Annotated in this window: 14 protein-coding genes; all 14 read left to right on the forward strand. The window is 55.1% G+C overall.

The window, feature by feature from the left end; genetic code table 11:
- Positions 1 to 1593, forward strand: a complete 1593-nt coding sequence (locus DVH26_RS12330) for a response regulator transcription factor (protein WP_239633979.1) — start codon at positions 1 to 3, stop codon at positions 1591 to 1593.
- A 97-nt stretch (positions 1594 to 1690) separates the two neighbouring features.
- Positions 1691 to 2968, forward strand: a complete 1278-nt coding sequence (locus tag DVH26_RS12335) for an ABC transporter substrate-binding protein (RefSeq protein WP_239633980.1) — start codon at positions 1691 to 1693, stop codon at positions 2966 to 2968.
- Between the two features lie 95 nt (positions 2969 to 3063).
- On the forward strand, positions 3064 to 3942 hold the full coding sequence (locus tag DVH26_RS12340; RefSeq protein WP_239633981.1) for a carbohydrate ABC transporter permease: 879 nt from the start codon (positions 3064 to 3066) through the stop codon (positions 3940 to 3942).
- Complete coding sequence (locus DVH26_RS12345; RefSeq protein WP_239633982.1) at positions 3943 to 4773, forward strand: carbohydrate ABC transporter permease; 831 nt, start codon at positions 3943 to 3945, stop codon at positions 4771 to 4773. It begins immediately after the preceding gene.
- 60 nt (positions 4774 to 4833) lie between these two features.
- On the forward strand, positions 4834 to 5859 hold the full coding sequence (locus DVH26_RS12350; protein WP_239633983.1) for a Gfo/Idh/MocA family protein: 1026 nt from the start codon (positions 4834 to 4836) through the stop codon (positions 5857 to 5859).
- Between the two features lie 188 nt (positions 5860 to 6047).
- Positions 6048 to 7037, forward strand: coding sequence for a 4-hydroxythreonine-4-phosphate dehydrogenase PdxA (gene pdxA / locus DVH26_RS12355; RefSeq protein ID WP_239633984.1), 990 nt, complete (start codon positions 6048 to 6050; stop codon positions 7035 to 7037).
- Positions 7038 to 7060: 23 nt separating this feature from the next.
- Positions 7061 to 8311 (forward strand): nickel pincer cofactor-dependent isomerase, group 22, encoded by a 1251-nt coding sequence (locus DVH26_RS12360; protein ID WP_239633985.1) that lies wholly within the window; start codon positions 7061 to 7063, stop codon positions 8309 to 8311.
- A 60-nt stretch (positions 8312 to 8371) separates the two neighbouring features.
- A complete protein-coding gene (locus tag DVH26_RS12365) occupies positions 8372 to 9391 on the forward strand; it encodes a Gfo/Idh/MocA family protein (protein ID WP_239633986.1) in 1020 nt (339 codons plus the stop codon).
- A 7-nt stretch (positions 9392 to 9398) separates the two neighbouring features.
- Entirely contained in the window at positions 9399 to 10565 is a 1167-nt protein-coding gene (locus DVH26_RS12370; protein WP_239633987.1) for a Gfo/Idh/MocA family protein, read from the forward strand.
- Between the two features lie 30 nt (positions 10566 to 10595).
- The gene (locus tag DVH26_RS12375; protein WP_239633988.1) at positions 10596 to 11561 is read left to right on the forward strand and encodes a sugar phosphate isomerase/epimerase family protein; all 966 of its coding nucleotides are present in this window, start codon (positions 10596 to 10598) and stop codon (positions 11559 to 11561) included.
- Between the two features lie 51 nt (positions 11562 to 11612).
- Positions 11613 to 11933: a UxaA family hydrolase gene (locus tag DVH26_RS12380; protein ID WP_239633989.1), complete on the forward strand. Its 321-nt coding sequence runs from the start codon at positions 11613 to 11615 to the stop codon at positions 11931 to 11933.
- Positions 11896 to 13095 carry a UxaA family hydrolase gene (locus DVH26_RS12385; RefSeq protein ID WP_481857605.1) on the forward strand — a complete coding sequence of 400 codons (1200 nt, stop codon included), beginning with the start codon at positions 11896 to 11898 and terminating at the stop codon, positions 13093 to 13095. The genes DVH26_RS12380 and DVH26_RS12385 overlap by 38 nt, the downstream gene beginning before the upstream one ends.
- A 27-nt stretch (positions 13096 to 13122) precedes the next feature.
- Positions 13123 to 14031 carry an acetaldehyde dehydrogenase (acetylating) gene (locus tag DVH26_RS12390; protein WP_239633991.1) on the forward strand — a complete coding sequence of 303 codons (909 nt, stop codon included), beginning with the start codon at positions 13123 to 13125 and terminating at the stop codon, positions 14029 to 14031.
- Positions 14018 to 15034, forward strand: a complete 1017-nt coding sequence (gene dmpG / locus DVH26_RS12395) for a 4-hydroxy-2-oxovalerate aldolase (protein ID WP_239633992.1) — start codon at positions 14018 to 14020, stop codon at positions 15032 to 15034. The genes DVH26_RS12390 and dmpG overlap by 14 nt, the downstream gene beginning before the upstream one ends.
- Positions 15035 to 15121: the final 87 nt, after the last annotated feature.

The following is a 15121-nucleotide window of genomic DNA, read 5'->3' on the forward strand; positions in this document are numbered from 1 at the left end:
ATGAATGTGCTGATTGTTGACGATGAAGAGCATGTAAGAGAAGGCATCGAGCTGTCCATCGATTGGGCGAAATTCGGCATCACCGAAAGGCATATGGCCGAGAACGGAATGGAAGCGCTGGAGAAGCTGAAAAGCTTCAAGCCGGCCGTCCTGTTCTGCGATATGAAAATGCCTGTCATGGGCGGGATCGAGCTGCTGGACAAAATCAGGGAGGAAGGACTTAACACGCAGGTCGTCGTTATTAGCGGATACGGCGATTTCGAATATACGCGCGCTACCATTAAGGCGAACGGAGTGGACTATATTCTCAAGCCGTTTCGGCGAAAGGACGTCGAGGAAGCGCTCCAAAAGGCGATTCAAGCCTGGCGGGAAAAGTCGGGTACGAAGCAGATCGACGTAGAACAGAGCTATTTGGTGCGTAAAGCCGACGAAATGGTGGGCGATAAGAAGCTCGCAGCCTACTTCCGTGGCGAAGCGCCGTTCACATCGTCCATCCGGCAAATCGCGGAGAAGCGCGGCCTCGCCGGCAGAACGCTGAAAACCGCTCTCATCCTGCCCAAAAACCGGATGAAGATTTTAAGCGAACGGTTCATGATGGACGAGGAGCTCTTCTCGTTTGCTGTGGACAATGTTGCCCGCTATACGTTGGGAGGACCTATGGCCAGTGCCTTGTGTCGGCTGGACGACTATCAATGGCTGCTCGTCATGGACGGCGAAGCTATGGGTGCGGGCGAAGCGGATCACAGGTTTTACTTGGAGCGCTTGAAGCGGGCCTGGCAGCAAACGCTGCGGCTGGAGGTATTGATCGGCGCGAGCGCTGCGCGTGCTCAGCTTGAGCATATTCACACGGTGATCGGGGAGGCGAGAGCGAGGCTCCTTAACGGGGACGTGCTGAGCGACGAGGCCAACGGGACCAACAGCGTCAAAGCGTCCATACCGGCAACCGGCGAGCTTCCGCAGCTGATGAATGAGCAATTTTTGCTCAAAAAAGCGATTGAATCCGGCAATAAGCCGTTCGCAACCGAGCTGCTGCGCAAGCATGTTCACATGCTCCGGAGCCACGGAACATTGAAGCTTAAGGAGCTGCAGGTATGCACGATGGAGGCCAATCTGCTTCTCGGCCGGTGGAGCCAGCTGGCTTCGATACCGCAGGGCATGGCGCAGTCGGCCTTTTTGCCGATGTGGATCAACGATTTGGACGAATGGGAGCGGGTGCTGATCGGCCAGGTTCATTTACTGATCGATCATATGACGCAGCAAGCTTCGTCCGGCAGCAGTATGGAAGAGATCAAGGACTATTTGGACAGCCATTTTCATGAGGACGTATCGCTCTCCCGGCTGGCCGAGCAGTTCCATTTCAGTCCGCAGTACATTTCCAAGAAGTTCAAGGAGACGTACCATAAGACGATCGTAACCTATTTGACCGATTTAAAAATGGAGCGGGCCAAGGCGCTGCTCTCCGGCACCGACATGCCGATAGCGGAGATCGCCAATCAGCTCGGCTACGACGATGAGAACTACTTCAGCAAGGTGTTCAAGAAGCATGCCGGCATGTCTCCGTTTCCGTATCGAAAGAGGAATGAGATTAAATAACTCCTTGTTTCAGCGCGTATATTCCATGTCGAATTCGTCGGCTTCTCTTTACAATAAAGCTATCAAGTCAATCCACAGAGTACCGAGGAGGAATACGATGAAAAAGAACAAGTGGGTCGCCCTAACGGCAACAGCGGCATTAACCGTGTCCATTCTGTCAGCCTGTGCCGGAGGGAATGAACCGGCCAAAACGGCTGCGCCGGCGCAGTCCAGCGCCCCGAAGGTCACTTTGAAGCTGATTCAAGGGAAGGTGGAAGTAACCGACCAGGTGAAGCAAATGGCAGCCGATTATGCGTTGGAAAATCCGAACGTTACGATCGATGCCCAAGTGATCCGAGATGTAGATACGATGCTCAAAACGAGATTCGCCTCCGGAGATGAGCCGGATATCTTCTTCGTGAAAAGCTTCAGCGGCATTAAAGATTGGAACGAGCGGCTGTACGATTTGTCGAATGAGCCATGGATGAGCCAAGTCATGGATACGGCGCTTCCAGGGATGACGATCAACGGCAAAAAGTTCGGCTTCCCGGTAGCGATGGAAGGCTACGGATTCATTTATAACAAAGATTTGTTTGCCAAAGCAGGCATCGACAAAGTGCCGACCACATTGACGGAGCTGAAGCAGGCGAATGAGAAGCTGAAGGCAGCGGGTATTCCTTCCTATGCCGAAGGCTACAAGGAAGGCTTCGTGCTTGGCCGCAACCTGTTCAACCTGCCTTTCGCCTATGCGAGCAATCCTAACGATTTGATCGGCAAAATTAACGCAGGCACAGCCAAAGTACAAGACGTACCGCTCATGAACAATTTCTTTGATGTGCTCGATATGACAGCGAAGTACGGCAAAGGAGCAGAGTCAGTCGGCATCAGCTATGACAACCAGGTAGCCGAGTTTGCAAACGGCAAAACGGCGATGATGCAGCAGGGCGTCTGGACGATCGAGCTGATCACGAAGGTCAATCCGAATCTCAAATTCGGCATGTTCGCCATTCCGCTAACCGATAATCCCGCCGATACCAAGCTTCCGGTAGGCATCCCGAATTATTACGTTGTCAACAAAGACTCCAAGCAGCTGGAGGAAGCGAAGAAATTTCTCACCTGGATGCATAAGAACGGTCAGAAATATTTGGTCGATTCGATGCACTTGATTCCGGCATTTAAAGATATGAAGGCTACGAAGGAGCTGGGTCCTCTGGCTGACGATATGAACCTGTATGTGGAGAAAAACCAAACGATCCCTTGGGCTTACTCCTTGTGGCCGGCCGGAATGGACGTACAGTTTACCAAGCCGCTGCAAGCCTATGTCGGGGGGCAGATGAGCAGAGAAAAAGTGCTGGAAGAGGTTCAGAAGCTGTGGAGTAACGCTGTGAAAAAGTAATTGCCCACCCATGGATCAGCCCATGCGCCGATTGTCGCTGTTCCGGTTATCGCGTATAGGCTGATCGTTTATAACGGGGAAAAGGAGTATGCATCATGTCGCGAACGAAAACGAGAAAATGGTTATTATACATCGCCTTTGTCTCCCCTGCTGTCCTGTTGTTCACGATATTCATCATGTGGCCGTTTCTGAGAGCAATCGTGTATTCGTTTCAGGATTGGAACGGCATCAGCAGCGAAGTCAAATGGGCCGGGTGGAGCAATTACACACGGATGCTCAGCGATACCGAGTTTGTAAGATCTTTTACCTTCACGCTAAAGTACGTGGTCGTTAGTACGATTTTGGTGAACATCGTTGGATTTGCGCTTGCTTTTGTTTTGAATATGGCTTTGAAAACGAAAAATGCGCTAAGAACCGTGTTCTTCCTGCCGCATGTCGTCGGCTCGCTTATCATCGGCTTTATCTTTCAATTCATTATTACACAAGGCTTTCCGCAAATTGCAAGCCTGACCGGCATCTCGATATTTGCAAAAAACTGGCTCAGCCTGCCGAGCTACGCATTCTGGTCTTTGGTGCTGGTAAGCGTATGGCATTACGCAGGATATTTGATGGTCATTTACTTGGCGGCACTGCAGGGCATTCCGACCGATATGATAGAGGCCGCACAGATGGATGGGGCCGGCCGCTGGCGGAGGCTGTGGAATATTATACTGCCGCTCATTATGCCGGCGATGACGGTATGCTTGTTCCTAGCGATCTCCCACGGATTCAAGGTGTTCGATCTGAATTTCGCGCTAACCAAAGGCGGACCGTTCGGAACGACGGAGTCGCTGGCGCTCCATATTTATTTGGACGCGTTCACAAAGAACGAATATACGTACGGCTCGGCTAAAGCCGTTGTATTCTTTATCGTGCTTGCCTCCATCACCGTGGTACAGGTGTTCGTCATGAAGCGGAAGGAGGTGGAGATGTAAATGAATGAACGTTATAACGCTGGAAAATTCATCATCGAGCTGTTCATGATCGCGCTTGGCGTTATCTTCTTTATTCCGCTTTATTTAACCTTCGTCAACGCCTTTAAAAGCTACAATGAGGTCCTTGCTTCGACGGCTTCCTTGCCGGAGCAGTTCCGGTTCACCAACTTCACTACCGTCTGGAATCAGATTCATTTCCCCGGAGTCTTCGCCAATTCGCTGATCATTACGGTAGCCGGCGTTCTCGGCATCCTGCTGATCAGTGCCGCGGCTGCCTACCAGCTGGTCCGAAATCCGGGAACGGTCAGCCATATTATTTTTCTGGTCATTCTGTCGTCGCTCGTCATTCCTTTTCAAACGATGATGATCCCGCTCGTCAAAGTGGCAAAAGACCTGCATCTGATCAACTCGCTGCACGGAATGGTCATCATGTACTGGGGCTTCGGCATCCCGCTCGCCCTGTTCCTGTACCACGGCTTCGTCAAGGGGATTCCGCTGGAGCTGGAGGAAGCGGCCACGATAGACGGCAGCGGGACGGTCGGCGTATTTTTCCGGATTTTGCTCCCGCTATTGGCGCCGATTACAACAACGATTGCGATCCTGCATTCGCTGTGGATCTGGAACGACTTTCTGCTGCCGTTCATCATGCTGAGCGCCAAGGCGAATCAGACGATTCCGCTCGCGACGTATGTATACTTCGGGGAATATACGAACCAATGGCATCTGGCGTTAGCTGCTTTGACGCTGGCGGTTTTGCCGATCATCGTATTCTTCCTGGCGATGCAGCGCTACATTATTCAAGGCATTACTGCGGGAGCGGTGAAAGGGTGACCGATTTCGGAGGAGCAGCCCCGCAACTGGGCGGTTCAATCATTTAGGAGGCTTATCATCATGACAACGATAAAAATAGGCGTTATAGGCTGTGGAGCCATTGCCAGAAGAAGACACCTGCCGGAATATGCGCAATTGCCGAATGTGGACATTGTTGCAGTCGCCGATGTCTTCGCAGGACGTGCCGAAGAAATGGCCGCACAATACGGCGCGAAGGCGTATACCGACTATCGCGAGCTGCTGCGTCACGAGGAGCTGGATGCAGTCAGCGTATGTACGCCGAATGCGCTGCATGCGCCGATCACCATCTCCGCCTTGGAGGCGGGCAAGCACGCGCTGTGCGAGAAGCCGATAGCGGTCAGCGAGGCGGAAGCGAGGGCGATGATCGCCGCATCGGAAAGAAACGGCAAGCTGCTCATGATCGGGCATAACCAACGCCTTATGCTGCCGCATCAAAAGGCGAAGCAGCTGCTGGCAAGCGGCGAGCTGGGCCGAGTATTAACGTTCCGCACCTCGTTCGGGCATGGCGGTCCGGAGTCATGGAGCATCGAAGGAGCCGGGGGCTGGTTTTTCAAGAAGGAGCTTGCGTTTATCGGAGCGATGGGCGATCTCGGCGTACATAAAGCCGACCTCATGCGCTATCTGCTCGGCGAAGAAATCATCGAGGTTGGCGCTTTCGTCGGCACGCTGCATAAGCCTAATACGGATGTGGACGACAATGCAGTATGCATCGTCAAGACGGAGAGCGGCATTATCGGAACGCTGGCCGCGAGCTGGACTTACAAAGCGAAGGAAGACAACAGCACCGTATTCTACTGCGAGCACGGCATATTGCGGTTGATCGAGGATTCAACCTATAACGTGATTGTTGAGAAAAACAATGGGGAAAAGGTGCTGCATCAAATAGGCAAGGTGGCCACCAACGAGAAGCAGACGGAGAGCGGAATCGTGCGTGAATTTGCCGGGCATATTACGGCTAACACGAAGCCCGCGATTTCCGGCGAAGAAGGGATGAAGTCGCTCAAGATCATTCTGGCCGCTCTGGAGTCTGCCGAAACCGGCCGGATGGTACGGATCCCATTGTAAGCCCGTTAACGGGGCAATTGCTCGGCGAATTAGCAGGAAAGATGGAGCATCGAGGTTCGTATACTCTTATAGTGCAGTGCGCTGACCATAATGGACAGTGCTTCAGGCAAAGCAATGTTCTAAATATTCGGAATAATCAATTAATTATTCGTTAAGCACAAACATATACAGAAGGAGATGCAGAGAACTTGAAAACAAAACCGGTTGTAGGAGTCACTTTAGGGGATGCGGCGGGCATCGGCCCGGAATTGGTTGTCAAAGCGCTGCAAAATGCAGAAATTCGTCAGCTGGCCACATGGGTGCTGATCGGTGATGAGCGCGTGCTTCAGCAGGGGCAGGACGCAGCGGGAAGCTCGATTACTTACCGCAGCATAGACAATGTCGGGCAGGTAGACTCGGCAGATGATCTCTACTTCATTGATTTGCATAATGTACCGGCGAATGCGTATACGCCGGGCCAGCTATCGGTTGAGTCGGGCAAAGCGACCGGCGAGACGTTGACGTACGCGCTGAAAGTCGCGCAAAACAAACAGCTCGACGCTGTCATTTATGCGCCGATCAACAAGGAAGCGCTGCATAGCGGGGGATTCCACTTCCAGGATGAGCTGCATTTCTTCGCAGATCTGCTCGAGTGCAAGGAAGGCTTCAGCGAAATCAACGTCATGGATAATCTATGGGTGACCCGCGTGACGTCGCATATCGCTCTCAAGGACGTGAGCCGACTGGTTACGAAAGAACGCGTTGCCCGAATCATTCGTTTTGCCCATACCACATTAACGAATGCCGGTATAGCCAATCCGAGCATTGCCGTTGCCGCGTTGAACCCGCATGCCGGCGACGGGGGACTGATGGGAATGGAGGAAATTGAGGAAATCCGCCCCGCTATTCAGGAGGCGAAGCAGGAGGGCATTAACGTGGCTGGTCCGTACCCTGCGGACACGATCTTCCTGCGGCTCAAGACCGATCCGTTCGATTGCCTGGTCGGGATGTATCATGACCAAGCGCAAACAGGGATGAAGCTGATGGGCTTCAACAGAGGCGTTACCGTCAGCGGAGGACTGCCGGTGATTATTACTACGCCGGCGCACGGCACCGCCTTCGATATTGCCGGCAAAGGCGTTGCCGATCCGGGTGCGATGGAGCAGGCGATTAAGCTAGCCGTTCGATTGATCGGATAATAGACAAAAAGGAGAGCATGCACATGAAACTGCCGCGGATGGTGCAGGTTAAGCAGCGTTTCGCCGGGCCTGCAGTGGAGCATATCGCAAGGGAAGTATGGGAGCAGCTAGCCCGTGCCGGCATTGATGAAGCCGTAACGCCGGGCATGAGAATCGCTCTGACGGCCGGGAGCCGGGGAATCGCCAACATCGCAGAGATCATCAAGGCGACAGCAGCGAAGCTCAAGTCGCTCGGCGCCGAGCCGTTCATCATTCCTGCAATGGGCAGCCACGGCGGAGCTACGGCGGAGGGCCAGGTGAAGGTGCTGGCCAGCCTCGGAGTGACCGAGGCGTACTGCGAAGCGCCGATCTTGTCGTCGATGGAGGTCGTGCAGATCGGCCGGACGGAGCGGGACATCCCGGTGTACATCGACCGCCACGCTTCTGAAGGGGACGGCATTATCCTGATCGGCCGCATCAAGGTGCATACCGATTTCAAATCGCCGATCGGCATCGAAAGCGGCATTATGAAAATGGCGGCGATCGGCCTCGGCAAGCATGAGCAAGCACTTGCGCTGCACAATTACGGCATTCAAGGAATCCGCGACTTCATGCCGGAGGTGTCGCGCGTCGTGTTTGAGAAAGCGAACATTTTGTGCGGCATCGGCATCGTGGAGAACGCATATGAGCAAACGGCGGTAATCGAGGCGATCCCGACACCTCGTATCGAAGAAAGAGAGCGTGAGCTGCTCAAGCTGTCGGCTTCGCTCATGCCGAAGCTGCCGGTACAGCAGCTGGATGTGCTGCATGTCGACCGCATCGGGAAGAACTACAGCGGTACCGGCATGGATACGAACATTATCGGCCGCATGCGCATTCTAGGGGTCGATGAGCCGGCATCGCCTAATATCAAGTATGTGATAGCGGGCGATCTGAGCGATGAATGCCAGGGCAACGCGCTCGGGATCGGCCTTGCCGATTTGACGACGAAGCGGCTGTTCGAGAAGATCGATTATCACAAAACGAATGAGAATGTGATTACGAGCACGTTCCTGCATCGCGCAATGATTCCGATCATCTTGGACAACGACCTGGAAGCGATGAGAACGGCACTGCGCTGCTGCTGGGGTGTCAATCCCGAGCAGGCCCGCATCATACGGATCGCGAACACGCTGCATCTGGAGCATATGTATGTGTCGGAATCGCTGATTCCTGAAATCGAGGCGCTGGACCACGTGAAAGTGGTCGGGGATTTGGAGGAAATGAAGTTCGACGGCAACGGAGTATTCATATAAATACGGTTCGATCTTAAGACACGACACTTAAGACAGTTCAAGCTCATGGGAGGCAATCGTATGAACAAGATTCGAGTCATTCAGGTCGGGGCCGGGAGGTTCGGGCAATCGTGGTTGAAGGTGCTATCCGAGTATGAACAGGTAGAGCTGGCGGCGGTTGTCGACGTAGTGCCGGACAATTTAGCGGCGGCATCGGCCATAACACAGCTTCCTGACAGCAGGCTGTTCGGCAGCCTGGATGAAGCGGCTCAGGCGGTAGAGGCAGATATGGCCTTGATCGTCACCCCTCCGGCTACTCATAAATCTATCGCTCTTCAAGCTCTGCAGGCAGGCTTGCATGTGGTGCTGGAGAAGCCGCTCACGCATACGTTCGACGAAGCGGCGGAGCTGTACGAGCAGAGCAAGCGCTACGACCGCAAAATCATGATCAGCCAAAACTACCGCTGGCGACCTTGTATCCAAACCTTAAAAAAGCTGCTGCAAGAGCAGATTATCGGCCGTGTAGGCTATATCGAATATGATTTCCGCAAGGCGCATCAAGTCGGGGGCTGGCGCAACGAGATGGACGAGATTTTGCTCGAAGACATGTCGCTGCATCACTTCGATATTATGCGGTTTATTTTGGACAAAGAACCGGTTGATGTATATGCGCAAAGCTTCCGTCCCTACTGGAGCTGGTTTAACGGCAATCCGTCGGCAAGCGTCGTCATCCGTTTCGAGGATAATATTCGTGTCAACTATTTCGGCAGCTGGGTAAACCGGGGCCGGGAGACAACATGGAATGGCGACATCCGCGTATACGGGGAGCACGGAGCCATCGAGATGACCGACGATCAGCTCTTCATATGGAAGCAGGATAAGGAAGGCGAGCCATCGGCAGTGGAGCTGCCGGAAGCAGCTTACGGCGACCGGATGTCTTCGTTGAACGATTTTGTCGAGGCGATCCGAAACCATCGGGAACCTGTAACAAGCCTTGCCGACAATATCAAAAGCTTCGCCCTCACTTGTGCGGCGATTCAATCGACCCAAGAGGGCCGTAGCGTCACCATCAACGATTTCATCTCCAAGTATACGAGGTGAGATACGGATGAGTAACAAGCAAATCAACGTCGGCATGGTCGGCTACAAATTTATGGGCAAGGCGCACAGCAATGCGTACAGCCGGATCGGGATGTTCTTCCCCGAGACGGTAACTCCCGTTATGAAAACGATATGCGGCAGAGACCGTCTAGCGGTCGTGCAGGCAGCGGAACAGTTCGGCTGGGAGGGCTTCGTCACCGATTGGAAGGAGCTGTTGAGCGACCCTGCGATTGAGCTCATCGATATTAATGCCCCGAGCGATGCGCATAAGGAAATCGCTATAGCAGCCGCCAAGGCGGGAAAGCATCTCTTTTGCGAAAAGCCGCTTGCCTTGAATTTGGCGGATTCGCGGGACATGCTGAAGTCGGCGGAGCAAGCGGGGATTAAGCATATGGTTGGATTCAACTACCGCTTCGCGCCTGCGGTCCAGCTGGCCAAAAAGCTCATTGAACAAAACAGGCTGGGGGAGATTTATCATTTTCGCGGCTGGTTTTTGCAGGATTGGCTGCTTGATCCGGACTTCCCTCTGGTTTGGAGGCTGCAAAAAGAAGTGGCGGGCTCCGGCTCCCACGGCGATTTGGGCGCGCATGTAGTCGATCTGGCCCACTATTTGGTCGGGAGCATGTCGGAGGTGATCGGCATGAGCGAAACGTTCGTACCCGAGCGGCCGATGCCTACTGCAATGTCCGGTCTAAGCGCCAAGGGCAGCAAGGACGCCCCTAAGGGCAAAGTTACGGTCGATGACGCGACGCTGTTTTTGATCCGTTTTGCCGGCAGCGCTATGGGCAGCATCGAGGCAAGCCGGTTCGCCGCAGGCCATCGCTGTACCAATGCGTTCGAAATCAACGGAAGCAAAGGCAGCATCCGCTTCGATTTTGAACGGCTGAACGAGCTGGAGGTTTATTTTACAGACGACGATCCCGACGTTCAGGGCTTCCGCCGTGTGCTGGCGACGGATCCGGCTCATGCCTATATGGATGCATGGTGGCCTCCGGGACATACGATCGGCTATGAGCATACGCTTGTCCATGAAATTCGGGAGCTGATGGAGGCGATTCGCGAGGACCGGCAGCCGGTACCGAATTTTGCCGACGGCGTCATGTGCCAGCAGGTGCTTGAAGCGGTCGACTTGTCCATTGCCGAACGGAGATGGGTGAAAATTAGCGAGCTATAGCCATATTAAGCGAATAAAGGAAGTGGAACGATGCAACTCGGTGTTTTTTTGAAATTGTTTAGGACTCTCTCCTTGGAAGATGCCCTGGAGCTCGCAGCTAGCCAAGGCATTCAGACGGTAGAAATCGCTACAGGAGGATATGTGGGCAACCAGCATTTGAATCCGAAAGAGGTGCTCGGCAAGCCTGCTGAGATCGCCCGAATCAAGAGCGCTCTTGAGCGAAACGGCTTGACGATCAGTGCATTAAGCTGCCACGGCAACCCGCTGCATCCTAACCCGGCGATTGCAGAAGCTCATCATGATGATTTTATGAATACCATCCTGCTTGCTAAAGAGCTCGGTGTCGAAACGGTCGTCAACTTCTCGGGCTGTCCGGGTGAATCAGAGACGTCGCAGCGTCCGGCATGGATTACATGTCCCTGGCCGACGGATTTTCTGGAGACATTGACCTGGCAGTGGGAGCAAAAGGTTATTCCATATTGGAAGAATATGGGAAGGACAGCCAGAGAGTACGGAATCCAAATAGCGGTGGAGCCGCATCCCGGCTTTGTCGTCTACAACTCGGAGACGGCGCTACGGCTCTGTGAAGAAGCCGGCGAGAACGTTGGAATCAATTTCGACCCGAGCCACTTGTTCTGGCAGGGCATGGATCCGATTGCGTGCATCGTTATCCTGGGTGAGCGCATTTATCACTTCCATGCGAAGGATACGGCCATATATCAACGCAACAACGGGCTGAACGGCGTACTGGACACGAAGTCGTACCGCGATATCGCCAACCGTTCCTGGGCTTTCCGCACCGTCGGCTACGGTCATGGGCATGAAGTATGGAAGGAAATCATCAGCACACTGCGGACCGTAGGCTACAGCGGAGCTATTAGCATCGAGCATGAGGATGGGCTGATGTCCACCCGGGAGGGCTTCAACAAGGCGGTACAGTTTCTCCAGGAGGCAATGATTACGGAAACGTCCGGCGAGATGTACTGGGCTAGATAACGAGATAACCTGTTTCGGTCCCGATAAGAACCGTACACAGAAGAATGGAGGATGAGCAGCTTGAACACAGCGGGCAGCATCTATAGGGCCATTATGATGAAAAAGCAGGACAACGTAGCTACGGCATTGGAGGATATCCCGGCGGGCGCTGCGGTACAACTGCACGTCGACGACGCTAGCTTGACCGTGACATTGTGCGAGCCTATCGAGTTCGGACATAAATTTGCGGTTCGGCCGATCACTGGAGGAGAAGATATCCTCAAGTACGGCGAGGTCATCGGGATGGCAAACCGGGTCATTCAGCCGGGGGAGCATGTCCACGTTCACAATTTGGATGGAAAAAGAGGGCGGGGGGATCAAGTTGGTGCATAACGCGAAATTTTGGGGATACCGCCGCAAGGACGGACGGGTGGGAGTCAGAAACCATGTGCTGATCTTGCCTACCATTGTATGTGCGACACAATCTGCCGTTCGTATAACGGAGCTGGTGCAAGGCACCGTGTCGTTTATTCATCAGCACGGCTGTGCGCAGGTAGGAATCGACTACGAGCAAACGTTCCGTACGTACGTAGGCATCGGCAGCAATCCGAACGTGTACGGCGTCGTCGTGCTCGGTCTAGGATGCGAGACGCATCAAGGGCGCAGCGTCGCCGATGAAATCGCCAAGCGGACGGGAAAACCGGTCGAGCTGGTGTCCATTCAGGAGAACGGCGGCACGCTGATGACTATCGCCAGGGGAGCCCAGGTGGCGGCACGTATGGTACAGGACGCCTCCATGCAGCGTCGCGAGGAATGCGACATCAGCGAGCTGATCGTAGCCACGGAATGCGGCGGATCGGACGCCTGCTCCGGCTTGTCGGCCAATCCGGCCGTAGGCGTAGTGAGCGACATGCTTGTCGATGGCGGCGGGACGGCGATATTGGCCGAGACGTCGGAAATCATCGGCGCGGAGCATCTGCTCGCGAACCGTGCGGTAGATGACCGGGTCAGACAGCGCGTGTACGAGGTCATTCAGGCGATGGAAGCCAAAGCGATCATGATGGGGGTCGACATTCGCACCGGCAACCCGACGCCGGGCAACATTAAAGGCGGTCTCAGCTCGCTCGAGGAGAAGTCGCTCGGTGCCGCAGCGAAAGCCGGTTCCCGCCCGCTGCAGGAGCTGATCGATTATGCGGAGCAGCCGACGAAGAAAGGTCTCGTCTGGATGGATACGCCCGGACAAGATATCGAGCAGCTGACCGGCATGGTGGCCGGTGGCGCGCAAATTGTTTTGTTCACCAGCGGTCGCGGTACGCCGACAGGCTCCCCGATTGCTCCGGTCATCAAAATCGCCACGAATACTCGCATGTTCGAAACGATGGCGGACAACATGGATATGAATGCAGGCACCATTATAGAAGGAAAAGAATCCGTACAGGATGTAGGGCGCCGGATGTTTGACGAAGTGCTGGACGTGGCGAACGGCAAATGGACGAAGGCGGAAATTTTGAAGCAGTACGACTTCGGAATCAATCGGATCGGTCCTACGTTTTAATAGCACGGTTGGAGGGAGAGCAGAACCATGAAGAAAATCAAAGCGGCGATCCTGGGGTCGGGTAACATCGGCACGGATTTGATGTATAAGCTGGAGCGCAGCGAATGGCTGGAGCTGACCGCGATGATCGGCATCGATCCGGCTTCCGATGGATTGCAACGAGCGCGTTCTCGCGGTTACGCGACTTATGATAACGGCATTCAGGCGATCTTGGATCGCCCGGAGCTGGCGGATATCGTATTCGACGCGACGGCAGCCAAAGCGCATGTAAGACATGCCAAGGTGCTGAAGGAGCTGGGCATCACCGCCATCGATCTGACGCCTGCGGCGCTCGGGCCGTTCCTGTGCCCGGTCGTTAACTTACGCGACCATTTGGAAGCGCCAAATGTGAATTTGATCACGTGCGGAGGGCAAGCGACGATTCCGATGGTTCATGCAGTGAACCGGGTGGCGGACGTCACTTACGCGGAAATCGTAGCGACCATCTCGAGCAAAAGCGCAGGTCCTGGTACTCGCTCGAATATCGACGAATTCACGAGTACGACCCGGCGCGGGCTGGAGGAGATCGGCGGAGCGGACCGCGGTAAGGCGATTATTATTCTTAATCCGGCCGATCCGCCGATTATGATGCGGAATACGGTGTACTGCCAGGTGCGGAACATGAATAAGGAGGCCATCAGACAATCTGTGCAAGAGATGGCTGAACAGGTACGGGAGTATGTGCCGGGCTACCGGCTTAGGCAAGACGTCCTGTTCGATGAAGACAAGGTGACGATCTTCATCGAGGTGGAAGGAGCCGGCGATTATTTCGAGCCTTATGCCGGCAATCTCGATATTATGACGGCTACCGCCGCCCGGATCGGCGAAGAGTTCGCCCGGTACCGGCTGGCAGCGGCCCCGGCAGGGAAAGGAGGCGACGCTAATGCTGCGCAATAGCGATAAGCCGGTCCGCATAACGGAAGTATGTTTGCGGGACGGCAGCCATGCGGTGGCCCACCAATTTACGGTGGAGCAGGTGCGGTCCGTTACCCGGGCGTTGGACGACGCAGGGATGCATTACATCGAAGTGAGCCACGGCGACGGACTGGGAGGCTCGACGCTCCAGTACGGGCGCTCGCTCGTCGATGAGATGAAGCTGATCGAAGCGGCGGTCGACGAATGCAAGCAATCCGCCGTTGCGGTATTGCTCATCCCCGGCATCGGCACGGTGCACGAGCTGAAGCAGGCCCGCTCGCTCGGCGCACAGCTGGTGCGCGTTGCGACGCACGTTACGGAGGCGGACGTATCCGCCCAGCATCTGTATGCCGCGCGCGAGCTTGGCATGGAAGCGCTCGGCTTCCTCATGATGGCGCATTCCGCGCCGGTCGAGGTGCTCGTGGAGCAGGCGCAGAAGATGGAAAGCTACGGCGCGCAGGCGGTCTATGTCACCGACTCGGCAGGAGCGATGCTGCCGGAGCAGGTGCGCGAGCGCGTGAAGGCGCTGCGCAGCTCCTTGTCGTGCGAGATCGGCTTCCACGCGCACAACAATCTTTCTCTCGCCGTCTCGAATACGCTCGTCGCGATGGAGGAGGGTGCCACGCGCATCGACGGCAGCGTGCGCTGCCTTGGCGCCGGCGCCGGCAACACCCAGACCGAGGCGCTGATCGCCGTTCTCCAGCGCATGGGCGTCGACCTCGGCATCGATCTGTACAAGATGATGGATCTTGCCGAGAGCGTGGTCGCTCCGGTCATGCACCGCGTGCCGGAGATTAACAAGGGCAGCCTCGCGATGGGCTACGCCGGCGTGTACTCCAGCTTTCTGCTGCATGCAGAAAAGGCAGGCAAGCGATTCGGCGTCGACCCCCGCGATATCCTGCTTGAGCTCGGCCGGCGCAAAGCGGTAGGCGGTCAGGAGGATATGATCGTCGACGTCGCCGCAAGCTTGCGCACGCGGCTGTAAGGAAGCAGCTTCCGCGCAGGATGCAACCGCATAATAGCTCAATCTCAGCACCGGACTTTTGTCCGGTGCTTTTTGTGTCCGGTGCTT

It is taken from the genome of Paenibacillus sp. H1-7, assembly GCF_022354825.1.
Classification (GTDB): Bacteria; Bacillota; Bacilli; order Paenibacillales; family NBRC-103111; genus Paenibacillus_S.

Excerpts from the sequence above, each read along its gene's own strand:
- DVH26_RS12330 (WP_239633979.1), top strand. The coding sequence starts at position 1 with ATGAATGTGCTGATTGTTGACGATGAAGAGCATGTAAGAGAAGGCATC.
- DVH26_RS12335 (WP_239633980.1), top strand. The coding sequence starts at position 1,691 with ATGAAAAAGAACAAGTGGGTCGCCCTAACGGCAACAGCGGCATTAACC.
- DVH26_RS12340 (WP_239633981.1), top strand. The coding sequence starts at position 3,064 with ATGTCGCGAACGAAAACGAGAAAATGGTTATTATACATCGCCTTTGTC.
- DVH26_RS12345 (WP_239633982.1), top strand. The coding sequence starts at position 3,943 with ATGAATGAACGTTATAACGCTGGAAAATTCATCATCGAGCTGTTCATG.
- DVH26_RS12350 (WP_239633983.1), top strand. The coding sequence starts at position 4,834 with ATGACAACGATAAAAATAGGCGTTATAGGCTGTGGAGCCATTGCCAGA.
- DVH26_RS12360 (WP_239633985.1), top strand. The coding sequence starts at position 7,061 with ATGAAACTGCCGCGGATGGTGCAGGTTAAGCAGCGTTTCGCCGGGCCT.
- DVH26_RS12365 (WP_239633986.1), top strand. The coding sequence starts at position 8,372 with ATGAACAAGATTCGAGTCATTCAGGTCGGGGCCGGGAGGTTCGGGCAA.
- DVH26_RS12370 (WP_239633987.1), top strand. The coding sequence starts at position 9,399 with ATGAGTAACAAGCAAATCAACGTCGGCATGGTCGGCTACAAATTTATG.
- DVH26_RS12375 (WP_239633988.1), top strand. The coding sequence starts at position 10,596 with ATGCAACTCGGTGTTTTTTTGAAATTGTTTAGGACTCTCTCCTTGGAA.
- DVH26_RS12380 (WP_239633989.1), top strand. The coding sequence starts at position 11,613 with ATGAGCAGCTTGAACACAGCGGGCAGCATCTATAGGGCCATTATGATG.
- DVH26_RS12385 (WP_481857605.1), top strand. The coding sequence starts at position 11,896 with ATGGAAAAAGAGGGCGGGGGGATCAAGTTGGTGCATAACGCGAAATTT.
- DVH26_RS12390 (WP_239633991.1), top strand. The coding sequence starts at position 13,123 with ATGAAGAAAATCAAAGCGGCGATCCTGGGGTCGGGTAACATCGGCACG.
- dmpG (WP_239633992.1), top strand. The coding sequence starts at position 14,018 with ATGCTGCGCAATAGCGATAAGCCGGTCCGCATAACGGAAGTATGTTTG.